16 protein-coding genes are annotated in these 17309 nt (G+C 60.3%); 3 read left to right on the forward strand and 13 right to left on the reverse strand.

Features of this window, described 5'->3' with window-relative positions; translation table 11 throughout:
- Positions 1-276 precede the first annotated feature (276 nt).
- The 10 genes from ACVMB1_RS29580 to ACVMB1_RS29625 form a co-directional block, all read right to left on the reverse strand.
- A complete protein-coding gene (locus tag ACVMB1_RS29580; RefSeq protein ID WP_456849424.1) occupies positions 277-636 on the reverse strand; it encodes a hypothetical protein in 360 nt (119 codons plus the stop codon).
- Between the two features lie 102 nt (positions 637-738).
- Positions 739-1968: a 5-aminolevulinate synthase gene (hemA, locus tag ACVMB1_RS29585; protein WP_456849426.1), complete on the reverse strand. Its 1230-nt coding sequence runs from the start codon at positions 1966-1968 to the stop codon at positions 739-741.
- Positions 1969-2288: 320 nt separating this feature from the next.
- Positions 2289-2498 carry a hypothetical protein gene (locus ACVMB1_RS29590; RefSeq protein WP_163160724.1) on the reverse strand — a complete coding sequence of 70 codons (210 nt, stop codon included), beginning with the start codon at positions 2496-2498 and terminating at the stop codon, positions 2289-2291.
- Positions 2495-2677 carry a hypothetical protein gene (locus ACVMB1_RS29595; RefSeq protein WP_456849429.1) on the reverse strand — a complete coding sequence of 61 codons (183 nt, stop codon included), beginning with the start codon at positions 2675-2677 and terminating at the stop codon, positions 2495-2497. The genes ACVMB1_RS29590 and ACVMB1_RS29595 overlap by 4 nt, the downstream gene beginning before the upstream one ends.
- A 129-nt stretch (positions 2678-2806) precedes the next feature.
- A complete protein-coding gene (locus tag ACVMB1_RS29600; protein ID WP_456849431.1) occupies positions 2807-3040 on the reverse strand; it encodes a DUF6894 family protein in 234 nt (77 codons plus the stop codon).
- 218 nt (positions 3041-3258) lie between these two features.
- Positions 3259-3567: a hypothetical protein gene (locus tag ACVMB1_RS29605; RefSeq protein WP_456849433.1), complete on the reverse strand. Its 309-nt coding sequence runs from the start codon at positions 3565-3567 to the stop codon at positions 3259-3261.
- Positions 3568-3808: 241 nt separating this feature from the next.
- Positions 3809-4993, reverse strand: coding sequence for a biotin/lipoyl-binding protein (locus tag ACVMB1_RS29610; protein WP_456849435.1), 1185 nt, complete (start codon positions 4991-4993; stop codon positions 3809-3811).
- Positions 4994-5004: 11 nt separating this feature from the next.
- Positions 5005-5211, reverse strand: a complete 207-nt coding sequence (locus ACVMB1_RS29615) for a DUF1656 domain-containing protein (protein WP_456849437.1) — start codon at positions 5209-5211, stop codon at positions 5005-5007.
- On the reverse strand, positions 5211-7097 hold the full coding sequence (locus tag ACVMB1_RS29620) for an FUSC family protein (protein WP_456849438.1): 1887 nt from the start codon (positions 7095-7097) through the stop codon (positions 5211-5213). The genes ACVMB1_RS29615 and ACVMB1_RS29620 overlap by 1 nt, the downstream gene beginning before the upstream one ends.
- Complete coding sequence (locus ACVMB1_RS29625; RefSeq protein ID WP_456849440.1) at positions 7075-7545, reverse strand: winged helix-turn-helix domain-containing protein; 471 nt, start codon at positions 7543-7545, stop codon at positions 7075-7077. The genes ACVMB1_RS29620 and ACVMB1_RS29625 overlap by 23 nt, the downstream gene beginning before the upstream one ends.
- A 576-nt stretch (positions 7546-8121) precedes the next feature.
- Here ACVMB1_RS29625 and ACVMB1_RS29630 point away from each other — a divergent pair.
- Positions 8122-8283, forward strand: a complete 162-nt coding sequence (locus ACVMB1_RS29630) for a hypothetical protein (RefSeq protein WP_456849442.1) — start codon at positions 8122-8124, stop codon at positions 8281-8283.
- Positions 8284-8526: 243 nt separating this feature from the next.
- Positions 8527-8679, forward strand: coding sequence for a DUF1127 domain-containing protein (locus ACVMB1_RS29635; RefSeq protein WP_456849444.1), 153 nt, complete (start codon positions 8527-8529; stop codon positions 8677-8679).
- Positions 8680-8934: 255 nt separating this feature from the next.
- Here ACVMB1_RS29635 and ACVMB1_RS29640 read toward each other — a convergent pair whose 3' ends face one another.
- Together ACVMB1_RS29640 and ACVMB1_RS29645 are read right to left on the reverse strand one after the other, a co-directional pair.
- A complete protein-coding gene (locus tag ACVMB1_RS29640) occupies positions 8935-9570 on the reverse strand; it encodes a response regulator transcription factor (RefSeq protein ID WP_456849446.1) in 636 nt (211 codons plus the stop codon).
- 232 nt (positions 9571-9802) lie between these two features.
- Entirely contained in the window at positions 9803-10018 is a 216-nt protein-coding gene (locus tag ACVMB1_RS29645; protein ID WP_456849448.1) for a hypothetical protein, read from the reverse strand.
- 583 nt (positions 10019-10601) lie between these two features.
- Here ACVMB1_RS29645 and ACVMB1_RS29650 point away from each other — a divergent pair.
- Positions 10602-10994, forward strand: a complete 393-nt coding sequence (locus ACVMB1_RS29650) for a response regulator transcription factor (RefSeq protein WP_456849450.1) — start codon at positions 10602-10604, stop codon at positions 10992-10994.
- On the opposite strand, the gene ACVMB1_RS29655 is transcribed toward ACVMB1_RS29650, so the two are convergent.
- Complete coding sequence (locus ACVMB1_RS29655; protein WP_456849453.1) at positions 10960-17289, reverse strand: AAA family ATPase; 6330 nt, start codon at positions 17287-17289, stop codon at positions 10960-10962. The two genes, ACVMB1_RS29650 and ACVMB1_RS29655, sit on opposite strands and share 35 nt — an antisense overlap.
- Between the last annotated feature and the right edge of the window lie 20 nt (positions 17290-17309).

A 17309-nucleotide genomic window follows, 5' to 3' on the forward strand; every position in this document is an offset into this window, starting at 1 on the left:
CGAGGCGCGAGTGTTATTTGTCAAATCGGCGACCAACGAAGCCGAAGGCAGGCATATCGATCCGTTGGCATTTGCCGGTCCGTCGACGGCTCAAGTCGGGGGAACGCTACCGCCTTTCCGCACACCAACCGAACCTGCGATACCTCATCATCCATTCTTTCGCATGAGGCGTATCTTACTGGGTTCTCGTTGCCCCTAGCTCGACGCCCGCACCAGATGCCCGCGGATTCAGCTCCGCCGGCTCGGCCGAGTAAGCAATCAGAGGAGGAAGATTCGTCAGTTTCGCTGGGCGGTCCAGTAGCCTGAGCAACGCGCGTTTCCCGAAAAGCCGCTCCACGTCCCGCGACCGGAATTACCCGAGAGCCGACCTGAACCCGACGCATACTTGTCTGGAACGCTCACCGAAGCGCGGACCGCGCCCGAGCGCGCCACATGACCCCTAAACTTCACGAGATTGGGATGCGTGACGAAGCCGTCGGTGATGTTGACGGAGAAATTGTATGTAGGATCACAAGCACCTCTTTGCGTCACGAAGAGGAGGTCCCAAGATCCGTCGTACGCTGAGTTGGCATGTGAGACGGATCCGAAAGCGATCAGGCAACCGGCGGCAATCGCATATGTGAGAAGATTCTTCATTGTTTGCTCCAATGGTTTCGGTCCACTCGCTTCGTTGGAAACGTTCCTCGAGGCGGTTTACCCATTTCGCTGCGGCAGACTCCAATGCAGTATGCATTCTGATTATTCTGCTGCGAGCGCGCGTTGTCGCAGCGGCAGTCCGACCCGGTCCCACACATCGACCAGCGCTTCAGCAAGCTGGTCTATCAATGCGTCCTCGTGATAAGGCGTCGGTGTGATGCGCAGCCGTTCGGTGCCGCGCGGGACGGTCGGATAGTTGATCGGCTGAGCATAGATGCCGTGCTCGGCGAGCAGGAGATCGCTCGCCTCCTTGCATCTCTCCGGATTACCCACCACGACAGGCACAATGTGGGTTTCGCTGGGCATGACCGGCAGGCCGGCGGCATTCAGTACGGACTTTACCCGCGCAGCGCGGTCCTGATGGCGGTCGCGCTCCCATTGCGAAGCCTTGAGATGCCGGATCGCCGCGGTGGCTGCGGCGCAGACAGCCGGCGGCAGCGCGGTGGTGAAAATGAATCCCGGCGCGTAGGAGCGCACCGCGTCGATGACGTCGGCATTGGCCGCGATGTAGCCGCCGAGGCAGCCGAAGGCCTTCGCAAGCGTGCCCTCGACGACGTCGATACGGTGCAGGGCCCCTTCCCGCGCCGCGATGCCGGCGCCGGCCGGGCCATACATGCCAGCCGAATGGACCTCGTCAATATAGGTCATGGCGCTGTAGCGCTCGGCGAGATCGCAGATTCGGTTTACCGGCGCGACGTCCCCGTCCATCGAGTACAGCGCCTCGAACACGATCAGCTTCGGCCGCTCGGGTGCCTCGGCCGCCAGCAGAGCTTCGAGGTGGCCGACGTCGTTATGGCGCCAGATCTTCTTCTCCACGCCGCCACGCCGCACACCCTCGATCATCGAATTATGGTTCCAGGCGTCCGACAGGATCACACAGTTCGGCAGCATTTTCGCGATGGTCGGGATGCCGGTCTCGTTGGAGACGTAGCCCGAGGTGAAGACCAGCCCGGCTTCCTTGCCATGCAAATCGGCGAGCTCCCGCTCCAGCTCGACCAGAGGATGATTGGTGCCGGAGATGTTGCGGGTACCGCCCGCGCCGGCACCCATGCGGGTCGCGGTCTCGACCATGGCACCTATCACCTTCGGATGCTGGCCCATGCCGAGGTAATCGTTCGAGCACCAGATCACGACCGGACGCGGACCATCCGGCGAATGCCATATTGCGTGCGGGAAACGCCCAGCGATGCGCTCGAGGTCCGCAAACACGCGGTAGCGCCGTTCGGCGTGGAGACGAGCAAGCGCTGCGGTGAAGAAATGATCGTACGTCATAGAAGCACATCTCCATCGGGTTTGTGCTCAACGATTGCGCCCAAGTGATCCGACGCGCATTCGATCCGGCGTTGCCGCCGTCAAGCCTTAAAGGGGCGGCCGGTCCTCGGGAGGGGAAGGACCGGCCGCCGCGGGCTACGGCGAAGGGACAGGGGGGCCCGGCGCCGAGCATCTGCAAAGCTGTCTACTTTCGCGAGGCAAACTCGTACCCGACGCGGAACGCCGGTGCGAGTAAAGCAGACCAAATCCCCGCAAATCGTCGCGAATGTGCATCTCGTGTACCGACCACATTCGCCAGGAGAAATGATCCGCTTTTCAAACTAAGCTCCCCTGCCGCCCTGCTTGCCGATCACGCAGCGCCATGCTGCGAGACGCTCGGCGGGATGCTCCTTCATCCAGTCGGCAAGCTGCGGCGCGCCCATCAAGCATGACTGCACAGAGACGCTAGCAAAGTCAGACGTGGTGACGGTCTGCTCGTGGCAGTTCGTCGGGGAAGACAGGCTGCACAGCAGAGCAATGACCGCAATCACGACGAAGCCCCTTCACCGCGTTGGGCCATGAGGCCACTGGCTCCGATTGCCGGCGCCGTGTTCCGCTCGCTGTCCGGATTGGCCGGCGGGAAGACGCTGTCATATATGGCGCGGGCTTCCAGGATCAGGCGGATGCGCTCGCGCTCTGATTTCGAGACAAATCGAATGACCTCACCCATAGCGGCTCCTGTTGAATTATGACCATCATTCCTAATGTTGATCTGGGTGCCCTGGCGCGGCTTTGAAGCTCGCGGATGGTCACGAGCAATAAAAAGTGCGTGACACGGACCGGCAGGCCTGGACGACCATCAATGCGACTTGCCGATGATCAATGTGAAGGGCACGACGAACAATTCATCGCCCTGATCGTCGCTGACATGCACGACCCAGTCGCGCCAGTCCTCGCGGCTGCTCTCGTTCGTGACCGACTGCACGACGCGGGTCGCGAGGTCGCGCGCCTCAGCGAGGTCGTCCACCACGGCGCCGCGGTGATCGAGGAAAACCTTCTTCGTATTGGAGCAGTGGAAGAATACCTGGGTCATGTTCACCTCCTTCAGCTGAGACAAATCGCCACCTCAGCGTTGCCGCTGAGCTCGACGATGCGGAACAGGCACCAACAGCGGTGACGTCATCAATTGAACCACATTCCACGAGGTTCGGTTGAAGGGGTCAGATTTGGAACCACATCCACGTGGTCATGAGCGGAAACAGGATCATCTGAGCACCTCGAGGATTGCGGCCAGCCGCTCGGCGGTGGGGCTCAACCGCCGCACTTCGTCGCCAGCAGGTCGTTGAACGCGTTGATCTCTGAGTCGAGCACAACGAGATTTCGTCCGCCGCCGGCGCACCTCGCCTCGACCTGCCGAAGTGTCACCGACTCATAAAACGAGGTGGCGTAGGCACGGCAGATCTTTTCCTTGTCGGCGTCCCTGGCAGGCTGGCTGCGCAACAATTCCCAGCGTGACCGCGACGCATCGATATCCCTGATCGACGTACATTCCGTCGCAACCGCGGGAATCGTGAACGCATTGAGCGCAGCGGACGCGACGACCACGGCTATTCTCCTCATGACCTAACTCCGCAAGACGAATTATCAGGAAGAGAATTGCAGTTCGACGGACCTCGTTCTATTGCACGCGGGTCGTTCCGAGTACGGCCCCTGGTTGCTCCTCATAAACCTTGGCTTAGGAATGGCGCGCGTCGGATTCGGATGCGCCAGAAAATCCACTGCCTCCCCGTGAGCATGGCGGCATCACGCCCTGTCGACAGCAGAGACAGCAGTATGCCCAGCGAATAGCGGCCTTCCATGGCTAAGGCGACGAGGGGCCAGGGATGCAGTCCGGCCGAGCCGAAGTTCCGCCGATCAATCCGAAAAAGCTCGTTTCGAGCTCGGAGCGGGCTTTTTGCAACAGCGGTTTGTTCTCGCCGTCCCGGATCGTGACGGTTGCGGTCAAGCCCGACACCAGCGGCACGCCGGCTGGCACCTGGTCGATCGCGATCCGGATCGGCACTCGCTGCGCCAACCGCACCCAGGTGTAGACTGGATCGACATTGGGTAATCCCTGTGTCGCGGCCGCTGCGTTGGATACGCTGACGCCACGCGTCACCGTCGCGATGTGTCCAATTATAGGCATTGCGTAACCCATTAGCTTTGCCTCGGCGCGATCACCTACGCATAACCGGGCCAGCTTTGTTTCCTCGAAATAGCCGTCGACCCAATAGCTATCCGTGTCGATGATGGAGACGTTTGCAGCACCAAGATGCGCGTAGTCACCCTCCCGGAGCAGGAGATTGGTGACGATTCCATTCACCGGACTGCGCACTTCGGTGCGCTGCAGATTGATATCCGCCTGCGCCACCTGCTGTTGAGCCGACTCGACGGCCGCTTTTGCCTGGAGCGCATTTCCCTCGTAAACCTGCTTCTCTTCGGTGCTGCTCGCCAGGTCCGACAAGCGGCGGCGGCGCTCTGCCTGCAACTGCTTAACGTTCAAGTCAGCCGACTTTTGCTGCAGGGCTGCCTTGTTCGTTCGCAGTGCAACCTCGAAGTCGAATGGATCGATCACATACAGGACGTCACCCTTATGAACGAACTGATTGTCGACGATTCTGAGTTCCTTGATCTTGCCTGAGATCTCCGGCGCAACGCTCGCCACCTGCACGCGCACGCGCCCATCGCGGGTCCAGGGCCCGGCGTTGTAGTGGTCCCAAGTCACGAGTGCGATCAGCGCCGCGACGATGGCGATCCCAGCTGTTGCCACCTTGCGCAACAGAAGCCGTGCGGATCGCAAGGCGTCGCTTCGCCATCGGGCCGTGGACCTTCGCGACGGAGAGACCGCCGGTTCGTCGCCTGGATCGCGTTCCGGTATTCTTGGTGCGATCTCGTCAGATTCACCGCCTTGACGAGCTGATGCGTCGCCGAAACGCGGCGGGAAGCACTCGACCGCTGCCTTCACCTCGTCTTGCTGATAGACCTCATCATCAATGGTCTCACCCATGGCGATCTCCTCTAGAACAACAGCAGAATCAACAAGCAAAGAACCGTTACGAGCAGGCTCAGCTCTGCAACCGGGGCGTGGCTGAACAGCTTCGCAAAGCCGACGACATGAAGAAGGGGTCGCAGAACGATGGCGACGACAAGAGTGATCAGCAAATACGTTACAAACGGCGCCAACAGAACGCCCCCGATCACCAGTTCCGGAAACGTGTGCGCCATCAGACCATCTCCCCGGCAGACTTGGTCTCGTTACCCCGATCAACTGCCTTGCATGTCAAGATCAGGCAAGCAGCGGCTTCCTCTTCGATGGAGCCATTCTGCGAGGTCACCTCGCGCAACTGATTTGCAATGGCGCGCAAGATGACCGTATCGCGCTCGACAATCGCCTCGCGGGCCTTAGCTGCGAGTTGTGCGAGCGGCCCATCGGTGAACTGCGTCAGCTTGGCATCGCAAAGCCGCAGCATTACCGATTGGTCGAAGCAAGAGAGCATTTCAGCAAGAGCGCGACTGTCCTGCGCGCCTCCAGCAGCGAGAAATTGCCCGATCCGCGACGCGTCGCGGAACGTTGCTTCCTCCGGACTCTCTCCATCCGGGTGGACCCGATCCCTCAGCTCGTTTCGAGCCTCAGCGAGCAGCTGCATCCTGCGCTGGTCCTCGGAGACGGGAGGGATCAGCGTCTGTGCCGTCAGCAGGAGGGCGGCTGCCACGGCGAGAAATAGTGACGTATACAGGAAGGTCTGCGGATTGTAGGTCTGTGGATTGCTCGGCGCCAGGATGGCCGGAATGAAAAGCAAATTGACGCGGCCGAGTGCCGACCACAGCGGATTCTTGGAGGTCATCAGGAGTGCTGCACCGACCGTAAAGGGAGCAAGACCGATGGCCAACAGGGGAAATTCGTCGCCGCCATTAAGGATGATGAACTCGAGAACGCCGGTCAGAACAACAGCGATCGGCGTACCAACCAGCGCGATGACTGTGAAGCCGCGTGGATTCGGGGTCGTGGCTCCCAATCCGGCGATAAGGGCAACAAATGACATTGATACGCTCGCCGCGGGCCACCCAGCCCAGACGTAGGAAATCGAAGCAATTGCAAGCCATAGAATGGCGCGGATACCGCTTCCGGCGGCAATTCGATAAGAACGATACAAGGGCGCGCGCCATAATCGCGATGGCCACCTGACTGATCTCAAGGCCAGCAGATCCTCGCGAACCTGTTGGTCCAGGCGAAGCAGCTCGTTCTGCGCCTCGGCTTTGCTCTCGACACCGCGGCCGTCGGCACCATCCTCGCTAAGGACGCGAGCCGCCTGCAATTCAGCAATGAGACCAACGGCCACGCTGCGGGCGGCTGCGCTCATGACGGGGCTGCTACTCGATTCGAGAGTCACGCTCGCTATTTCGGGACGGAGCGTTACGATGTCCCGGAGCAGCGTCGCGAATGCCGTCAGGTCATCTGGTTCGCCGCGGAACGCTGCCATCGCATAATCGCGAATGCGGCGATGGATCGCCGCGAGCTGCGCTACGAGCTGCGGATGGCGATCGGGGGCAAACGCCAACGTATTGACCACTGCAATCGACAGAACGCCGACCGCGATCGCGGCGCCGCGCGCCATGCCGGATTCAAACACATGCTGCGGAGTGTCGATCTGCTGTGTGGCAACAAGCGCGACCGTATAACCCGACAACACCGCGGCATAGGCGCGGTAGCCGTCCAAAAGCTTCGCCGCAAAGACGCTAAGTCCAAGCCACACGGCAAACGCCGCCAGGATCAGATCTCTCGCTTGCGAGAACAGGCCAGTAATTACGATCGACGCTGTCAGGCCCACAACAGTGGCGAGCAGTCGAAAAGCGGCCTTGTCCAGTGCTTGGCCGCGGGTCGGTTCGGCAAGAATGGCAACAGTAAGCGCCGCCGTGGTCGGTACTTCAAGCTGCAGCCAAAAGCTTACGAACAAGGCCAGGATGGTAGCCAGCCAGACCCGGATGGCGAAGCTCCAGGAGCCGATGGGAATCTTCGCGATTGTGAACGGCTGCTCTGTTGTTATCGCGACCACGGCACTGCCTCTGCGGATGCTGCGCCACGCGCGCTCAGCTCTCTTGCCCCGATACATGCACTGCTGCGACGAAGCAGTAGCCCCGTCCGGGAATGTTGACGATGAACCGATGCCCGTCCTGGCCGTCACGCAGCGCGCGACGCAGCGCAGACATATGGACCGTGAGGTTGGCGGGCTCGACAAAGACATTGGGCCAGACCCGGGCCATCAAGTCCCGTTTGCTGACCAGTTCACCGCGGCGTTCGAGCAAAGCGATCAGAATCTCCAGAGCCCGGCTCCCAAGCGCTACGGGCTTGTCGCCCTCGCGCAAAAGAAACTGCGTTGGAAGCAGGCAGAACGGTCCGAACGAAACTTTGGCTGGAGCGGCGCCAGCCACTGCAACCCGTTTCTCGGAGAGCGGGTTATCCGCATCCGGAACGGGAATGGCGCGTCTCAAGTCCAGTCCCGATTCGGACTCAAATCGCGCCAAGCTTCCAATAGCTGCAGTCGATTCTGATGCGCGCATTATGACCTCGCGTGCTTTTGCAGGGCTACTCCCGGAGGAGATGCTGGTGAGGCGCAGCTTGATGGTTTGGAGTGCTTCAAGCTATTCCACGCCGGTGGCGCGCAATGACAGATTTGGTTGCGTTGCCTAAACCTAGATTTACAAGCCGGGTGAAGGCTGCGTGCTGTAGCGGGATCAAAGAGGCCGCAGATCAGGTCGTCATCATAAATCGGGGCCCGATGTCTGCTCGCCAACCAATGGCCGAGCAATAGCGAACCTCGCTGGAAGTCGATGGAAGCAGACAATCGCGGCCGAGCAAGCCAGCTGAGCCTGGGACTAAACCAATGCGTCGTCGACTTACACCGGCTAACTAGCCCGAGCGTTCCTAAGTCCGATCACACCATACCCGCGCGCAATAGCGTCACCCAAATGCTCGGCGCTATCTACCAATGCAGAGTGATAGCAACGGAACTGGCCCGCGAGCCGGCAGTTGCAGGACAAGGTCGGCGGCGTAGCGCCCGCCGGCCTTTCTCCTGATTGAACCGCTCGGTGCCGTTCCAGCAATCTACCGCCACAATTGGCTGCGGAGCGCACGCCATGAGAAACATCACCGATCTCATCACGCGGTTCTGGCGAGAGAGCCAGCCCGCGCAAGAGATTCAGGTTGCGGCTATCGTCGAAGATCGGGATCGATCCAGCATGGCCGATTTTGTCCGCATACTGCAGGCTTGCGATCAACATCAACATGGCAGCCGTTAAGGGCAACCGCGTCGCACGAGCGCCGTGGCCTTGTCGGGTGGTCGTTCTAGCTCGATGTGACATCAGTGATGGCATTGATGCGCCAAGAGCACCCAAGACCAGGAGCGAGCGCCATAAACCCTTGTATCGTTCCGTGCCTCCTTAGGGTGCCCGACGATGGCCCACGCCCAATTGAGCGACTGATCGCGACGTCTTTAAGCTGCATACGTCGGAACGCTGAATCGAAGACAAGGAGACTTACCAATGTTGCTTTCGCTCATCCACATGATCAAGGCGTTCCGGGACCGTCGGCGCAATATCGCCGAGCTATCCCAGCTCAGCGATCGCGAACTGGCCGACATGGGCCTTCATCGCTCGGATATTCTGCGCGTAGCAGCCGGCAGCTATAGTGGCTAATGCCATTGCTCATCCACAGTTGAGTGGAGCTGACCCGCGGCCTGATCGGCATCGAGCCTGAGATGGACGATCGTCGCCGAAGAACTTAGGCCAGCCCCTCCTCAAACCTGAATTGCAGTGAGCAGTTTCGGACGCTTCGGGGTTTCGAGTTGGTCCTTCCCGATCCACGGGCGGAGATGGTGTCGCTCCAGCGCTAGCCGGACAGCTCGCATGAGAAGCCTAGCCCGAAAACCCGATCCGGTCTGCGTCGGAAGCTTAGGAACGTTGCGGCGCGTCGGGCACCAGCTTGAGCCTGTCGGCCATCCGGCCGAGTTCGGGAAGCGAACCGGCCTGCATCTTGTGCATCGCCCTGCTACGATGCACTTTCACCGTGGCTTCGGCGATGCCGATATCGTGGGCAATCTGTTTGCTCAGGCGACCGCGCGCAACCTGAATTACGATCTCGCGCTCCCTTGGGCTCAGCGATCCGAAGCGCTCCCTGAGAGCCGCCAGGTCCTTGTCATTTTCCCGCCGTGCACGATCGCGAGAGAGCCCAAGCTGAATGGCGTCGAGGAGATCCTGATCGCGGAACGGCTTGGTCAGAAACTCGATGGCGCCCCTTTTCATGGCCTGCACCGACATCGGGATGTCGCCGTGCCCGGTGACGAAGATGATCGGGATTTCCCGATTCGCCGCAGCGAGCTCGCGCTGGAGATCGAGGCCGCTTTGGCCGGGCAATCTGATGTCGAGCACCAGACAGGTGGGGCCATCCGGGAGATCGGACGCGAGGAAGTCGGAAATGGAAGCAAATAGCTGAACATTTATGCCGAGTGATCGCAGTAGGCGTCCGACGGAAGCGCGGAGGTCCGGATCGTCGTCGATGACCAACACGGTGGAGGTTGAGTCAGACATCGCTGCCACTCGAAAGAGTTTGCAAAAATCCGCCCCAGAATCTGGCAAGATCGTTCATTTTTAGTCCCAATCCTGGAACCTGAACAGCCCCATTTTTGGCGGAGGCTGCGCCCGGGGGGTACACCAAAGTTTATGCAGTGCTGATGCAGCGCGCCCCTCCGACGCGCCGATCGAGTTCGGCCGGACGATCTTCTGTTCGCCGGACAGAGACTGAGCGACGCCGCCCGTCAGCTCATGCAAGCCGCTCGCTATCAGCTCTCGCGGCCGCTCGAGCAAATGCTTTGGCGGCATCATCGCGTGAAGCCTCCTCAGCTCGCCGCTCGTAGTTGTCGGCAAGGGCCTTGAGCTGATCCGCGATCGCCTGATCCGTCGCGGCTTTTGCGCTGCGGAGCAATGTCTCTGCCGTCTTCAGATACTGCTTGCCTCGTTGCGAGATCTGCAGCGTCATGATGCTCTCGCGCGGCGTTCGAATGACTGGTCGAAGGCGATCGGGAGCCAGCCCAACCAATTGCCGTCAATTTGGCGACGAGCCCTGAAGTGATCAACGCACTTCCGGGAGCAAAGCTGGGTTCGCCACGAATAGTGGCGGACGAGACCGAACTTGCCTTCACAGATTGCACATCGCATAGCCTTTTCAGGCCGGTTACTTTCCGAGCGGTAAGGCATTGTTCTCTCCTTTTGGCCTGAGCGCATTTCGGATGCGTGCAGACTAGGAGGATCGCCAGCAGCTCCTCAATTGAGCGCAGGTCGACGCCGAACACCCAAAGGAAGCGGACCGGCGATACGAAGGCTTACGACGCTCGGATCTGGCTCTGCGGTTGCCGATGATCCTGGTGACCGCGCTTGGCCAGCCAAGCCTTCGATAACGAGCGGTGGCAGCTCGGCTTCTCGGTTGTCGTCGAGCTAAGCCAAAGTTTATGGGGTGCCGACGTTGCACTGGTGGCATTCTTCTACACATCGAGTAATTCCGTGAGGAGCGTCGGCATAGCTGGTCGCCCGCGAGACGGGGTCAAACGTACTTCCATAGGGACATGATGAAGAAGCTGTTGGTTTCGGTCGTCGATGATGATCGGTATTTTCGTGAGTCGATGAGCAGGCTCATGAGATCGCTGGGTTATGCGGCCGAAATTTTCTCTTCTGCAGCCGAATTTCTTGCATCCCCGTACCTGCCCGATACAGCCTGCCTTATCGCCGACATTCATATGCCCGCCATGACCGGGCTCGAGCTCCGCCGGCACCTTGTCGATAGGGGGCACGCGATTCCGACGATCCTCGTGACGGCGTTTCCCAATGACGTCGACCGGGCTCGCGCGCTGGAAGGCGGCGTCATGTGTTACCTGCGTAAGCCCCTAGACGAAGAGCAACTCACACGATGCGTTCGTGAGGCTCTCACGATCGCGAGCTCGCCTGACCGGGGATCGTGAGCTCTAATTCGGCAGCTGGTAAGGTAAACTGAAACACAGCACCGCGAGGCTCATTCGCTTCAGCCCAAAGCTTGCCCCCATGAGCATCGATGATGGACCGGCAGATCGACAGCCCCATGCCAGTTCCACTGAACTTGGTGGTGTAGAAGGCCTCGAAGACCCGATCGAGATGCGCCGGATCAATGCCAGGCCCGGAATCGCGTACGCCCACAAGGGCGCCTGCTCGGTCCTGCTCGGTGCTGATCAACAGCTCTCTTGCTCCCTCTTCAATTGAGCTCATTGCTTCAGCCGCATTCAGAATCAGATTCAGCATGACTTGTTGCAGCTGAATACGATCCCCCAGAACCGGGACCAGCCCCTCCGCAAGCCGAGCCTGGACCGAAACGCCATTCCTGACGGTTACGCTTTGCCCTAGTGTGATCACCTCCCTAATCGCGGCGTTGAGATCAAACCGCTCCTTTCGCGGCGGGGCTTTCTTGATTTGCTCTCGGATGCGATCGATGATCTCCGCGGATCGATCCGCGTCCGCAACCACACAGGAGAGCGCTTCCCGGACCTCGCCCAGCTCCGGCGGCTGCATCTTCATGAAATTCTGGGCCGCCCGAGCGTTGTTGCGCGCGCTGGCGATCGGTTGTGCGATCTCGTGAGAGAGCGAAGCCGCCAGTTCTCCCATCACGCTCACGCGGTTCATGTGCGCGAGATCCGACTGCATCTGCTGCAACCGCGCCAGCGCCTGTGTCCGATCCTCAATGTCAGTAGACGACCCGTACCATTTGACAATATTGCCCAACTCATCGCGCAGCGGCACGCCGCGGAACAAAAACCGGCGATATTCACCATCGAAGCGGCGAAGTCGGGCTTCGAGCTCGCCGGGCATGCCCGACTCCCGTATTGCAGTCCATTTTTGCAACATGCCCTTCTTGTCTTCCGGATGAAAGGCGCGAGGCCAGCCGGTTTCGGCCTGGTCCAATTTGAGGCCGGTGTAGTCGAGGGCCGGCTGATTGAGGAAGTCGGGAATCCCATCCGGGTTGGCGCGCCAGACCAACGCTGGAATTGTGTCGACGACCAGTCGAAGGCGATCTTCTGACTTCTTGATATCGTCGAAGGCCTTTTGCAGCGCCTCGTTTGCGAGGTGCTGCTCGGTAACATCGATATGCGTACTAACCACTTCGACTACCTCGCCATCCGTTCCGAGCAAGGGATGCCCCACGGAATGTACGTACTTGATCGATCCGTCTGGAAGTGCAATGCGAAAATCGACTTCGCGACCTGCTTTCTCTTGAACCGCCTGTTGCGCCGTTTCGATGACCCGCTCTCGGTCCTCGGGAAGGATACGATCATAGAAATGCTGGGGTGATCTTATGTCCTTCTTCGGATCGAACCCAAAAAGGCGGTATGCTTCGGACGATAAATACACGAACTCTCGACGGCGCACATCCAAGGCCCAGCTGCTGGTATGACTCAAGCGTTGGGCTTCAGCCAAATAGGCTTCGCTGCGTCGCAGCGCCTCCTCCGCCCGCTTGCGCTCAGTCAGATCGAGTACGAACGCAACGCCCTCGTTGCCTCCTTCCTTGAGCATCGTGGCAGCACCAACAAGCACGGGAACGCGGCTGCCATCCTTCCGGAAATATTCTTTCTCGAAGGGCTGAGCGAGCCCGGTCGAGACCAATTCTGCCCAGCGACGTTTATCGACTTCGCGCCATTCCGGCGGGGTCAGCTCGGTCAAGCTCGCTCTGCCCAAGGCCAAGTCTACACGATCATATCCTAGCATACGTAGAAATGCGTCATTGGCTTCAATAATTCGACGTTCACGGTCAACAATGATTATCCCGATGATGTTGGAGTCGACAAGACTCCGAATCTTCTGTTCGCGATTCGCAAGGTCATGGTAGAGCCGCGCGTTTTCGAGCGAGATTGCCGCCTGCGACGCCAGTACCTTCAATAGAGCAACACGGTTTGGCGTGAAAACGTTCGGCGTTAGACTGTTCTCAAGGTAGAGTACCGCTGTGAGCTTTCCCTGATTGATCAGCGGCAAGCAGAGAATAGAACGGACGCGACTCTGAAGAATATAGCGATCGGCAGAAAATTCATTCTGAGATGACGCATCGTCGAGAATCACAGTCTCATGGGTGCGCGTTCCATAACGCACCAACGACTCCGGCAACGCGGCCGTGCTGTAGGATCCGTCCCGCAGACGCACGATTACATTGTCTCCACCAGCGATTGCTTCCGCTTCTATCTGCAGCACATCTCCTTGCGGAACGATCAAGAGACCTCGCTCGGCGCCGGCGTGCCCGATGGCCGCTCGCAGCAGCCTATCGATAAGCTTTTCGAGAACCATCTCGCCAGAGAGCGCCTGCGAGACTTCGATCATCGTTGCGAGATCGAGATGTTCCACCGGCGCCTCGATCGTACCCGTTTGACCCCGCGCGCGCTCGTCCCGCCTTAGCCGCGGATGAAGCTGCTCAAGTTGTCGTACCTTTCCGTCGGCGCCCCATTGCTGATAACCGCACCGGGCGTTTCCCAAGTAGAGATGCGCAATTTCCTCGAGGCCTCGCGCCTCGTAAAAGCGGGCCGCGAGCTCGTAAGCAATCGCTTCATCGTGGACGAAACCGTTTGTCCGCGCCAACACGATGGCGCGCTCGTAAAGGTCCATGGCCTCGAGCGGACGCCCCTCAATCCGGGCAATCTCGGCAGCGACCAGCGTTGCACGATTCTCGAAATTCTCAGGACAAGTCGCCGCCCAGGCCCGTAGCTCCCGCTCGTGGTCGCCAAGCGCGTCTCGATGCTTGGCGTACGGCTCGGGGCCGAAGGGCTCACACCGAGCTGCCCGGCACAGGCCGGCATAGAAATGCCATTCGGCTTTCTCCGCCGGAAAGAGCGACAGCGCCCGGGAAGTTGCGTACCATGTCCCCGCCTTCTCCGCTGCCTCGAAGGCCGAAACATAGTCGCCGGCGAAGTAGCGCGCCTGGAGCTTCCGGATCCAGTAGTAACATTCCAAAAAGGCGCGAGCGGGTTGACCCGTGATGCGGTCCTCGAAGGAGCGCTCCGTGAATTTACCATCGTCGAGGGAACCGAACTTCGCGATTTTCCCGCGCAGGGTCCGGGCAAGCGCGATCGGCGCGGAAAGTCTGTCGAGGAAGAGTCCATACCTCTGCACGAACGCCAATGCGTCTTGGGCTTCACGCTCGAATTGGTCGAGTGGATGACCCGACGCAAGAAGGATGCTGCTGAGACCACGGGAGGCAAGTGAGGCATATGTCGGATCGCCGTGATCCTTCGCCAACTGGAAGGCGCGACGTGACGGTTCAATGCCCTCTCTTAGCGGTCGTGTCCACGGGACCACAATCGCAAAGGCGACGTAGGTCTTCGCCCCAAAGTCTGTCAATCCGCGGCGTTCAAGCAGATCGCAGGCCGACTTTCCAAATCGATAGCCTTCAACGTACTGGCCGAAGCGGGGGCCGGCGAGCATCGCCACTGCCACGTAGTTAAACGGCGCCGCTTCGCTGATGCCGTGCTCCAGGCTGAGATTTGTGGCCGCGCAGACGCTGAGGGCGTGCAAGTTCTTGTCGGTGTACATGGCCGGCAGAGCGAGGCTGCTGAGCAGATCGAGCGTTGCTCTTGCCTCCTGATCCTGGATCAGCGGCAGGTCAACGATATCCTCGATCGAGCGATCTCCGAGCAATGACCAAATGCGCTCATACTCGCGACGCGCGTCCGCCTCGGTGGGATGCGCTGACCAATCGATGCCTACATGCCGCAAACAATCCAGGGCAATTGTCACGGCCCTTTCGCCCGCCCCAAGCATTGCGCATAGATCCACCCGCCGATAGGCCACGAGGCATTTTTGGACTGTGCCGAGCGCGCGCTGTGCCAGTGCCGCCAGACGTTGGTCGGCAGACTGCGCCGCGCCCGCATAAACCTCACAGTCGGCCGAATGCAGCTCCAGTTCAAAGGCGAGGTCAGGCCGGCGCTCCCATGTATCCCCGGGCAACAGAGCCGCACCGGCGGTGAGATAGGTCAGTGCGGAGGCATAGGCCGACGACGCCTTGGCGCGCTTGCCGGCGGCCAGGTTCAGCTCTGCCAGCTGTTCGCGTTCCTCGTGGGACGTGATCAGCGTTGCGCCGCGGTTGAGCTGGTTGACGATCTCGAAGATCGCCTCGTCGCGCTTTTCCGGTGAAGCCCGCGCCAGCAGTAGGCGGCCGATAGTCAAATGCGACTCCGCGCGCGACTTTTCCGGAATCAGCGCATAGGACGCTTCCTGCACCCGGTCGTGAATGAACTTGTATGAGCACACGAGGCGATCGATCAGTTGTTGACGCATGGCTTCCGAGAGAGCCGCGTGCACCTGTTCCTCGGCCGTTCTGAGAACGACCGAAAGGATATTGAAATCGGCAACGTTGCCGAGGCACGCGAGTTGTCGCAACGCGTCTTTCGTGTCGAGCGGTAGCCGCGTCAGCTTCCCGGCCAGAAGCTCCACCACATTATCCGTGTACCCTTTGGCATGGATGCCGCCGATATCCCAACACCATCGCCCCCGCGCATGATCAAGGGCCAGCAGCCCCTCGTCGGCGAGCACGTGAAGAAACTGGATGACGAAGAACGGATTGCCGTCGGTCTTCGCGTGCACGAGACTTGCAAGCGAACCGGCCTGCTCCGCGTCGCAGCGGAGCGTGTCCGCGACGAGTTCGTACAGATGTTCGGTTGTGAGCGGAGCAAGTTTGATGTCCTGCACTCTTCCGGTTGCCCGGATCGCCTCCAGCTTGCGCATGAGCGGATGTGCCGCCGTGACCTCGTTGTCGCGAAAAGCGCCGATGAGGAAAATATTGCGGAGTTCGGACCGGCTCAACAGGTCTTCCAAAAGGTCGAGCGTCGCTGCGTCGAGCCACTGCAAGTCATCGAGGAACACTGCCAGGGGATGTTCCGGCCGGGCAAAGATACCAATCAATTGCCGAAGCACCATTTGGAAGCGCCGCTGCGCGTCCTGAGGCGGAAGCTCGGGGACCGGCGGCGGCTCGCCGACGAGAACCCTCAGCTCAGGAACGAGATCCACCATCAGTCGCGCGTTGGACCCCAGTGCCTCCTGCAGCGCGTCACGCCATGGCGCAAGGTCGGCGTCACTCTTGCCGAGCAGCGGCCGGACCAGGCTCTGAAGCGCCTGTGCCAGCGTTGCGTAGGGAACATCCCGTTTGAGCTGATCGAATTTGCCGGAAGCGAACAGGCCGCGCGGCGGCACCAGCACCGGCTGCAGCTCGTTGACCACGGAGGATTTGCCAATGCCGGAATAGCCGGAGACCAGGACCAGTTCGGGCGCGCCGCCCTTAACGACACGATCGAAGGCTGCGAGCAAAATGTCGACCTCGCGTCGCCGCCCGTAGAGTTTTTCTGGGATCAGGAGGCGGTCGGATGTGTCGTGTTTGCCGAGGAGAAAATCATCGATCTGGCGCTGCGCTGCCCACTCGGTCTGACAGTAGCGAAGATCGCTTTCGAGGCCGGCCGCCGTTTGATAGCGATCTTCCGCCCGCTTCGCGAGCAGCTTCATGACGATGGCTGAGACAGCGACCGGAATCTCTTTCAGCCGCTCGGCAGGCGGCACCGGTAGCTTGGCGAGATGGCAATGCACCAATTCCATTGGCTCCGCAGCGGCAAACGGAAGTCCACCGGTGAGCATTTGGTAGAAGGTGACGCCAAGCGCATAGAGGTCACTGCGGGAATCGATCGACCGATTCATCCGTCCGGTCTGCTCCGGCGCCATGTAGGCGAGTGTGCCGGCGATCGTCTCGGGAGGATGAGGCAACTGACGTTCGCGCGCGAAACGCGAGGCGATGCCGAACCCCGTCAGCCTCACCTCGCCGGTCGCGTCGTTGAGTAGGATGTTGGCCGGCTTGATGTCTTTATGAATGAGGCCACGTTGGTGAAGCTTGCCGACGGCCGAGGTAACAGCGATGGCGAGGCCCAGGAAACGTTCCACCTTGATGGGCATGCCGAGCAACGTCTCGAGCGGCTCGCCGCCCGCGTCATCGAGCACCAGCTTGACTCGATTGGCTTCGCGCACGAGCTCCAGCGGACGCACCGCCCACGTGGCCTCGAGTTCATCCCTTAGTTCGTATTCGTGCGTGAGACGATCGAGGCAAGAGCGGGACGGATGCTCGGCGGCGGGGGCGACGAACAACACACTGCGGCGCGTGCCGTCATCGTCCAATCTCCAGCCGCGGTGAAAGACGCGATCGCTGTCTTTCCACAAGACCTGAGAGTGATCGTCGGAGTGCGCAACGTTCAGCGAATGCGACACCATCCATCAGCCTCCGGCATTCG

The sequence above is a fragment of the Bradyrhizobium sp. USDA 4504 genome, from assembly GCF_054063995.1.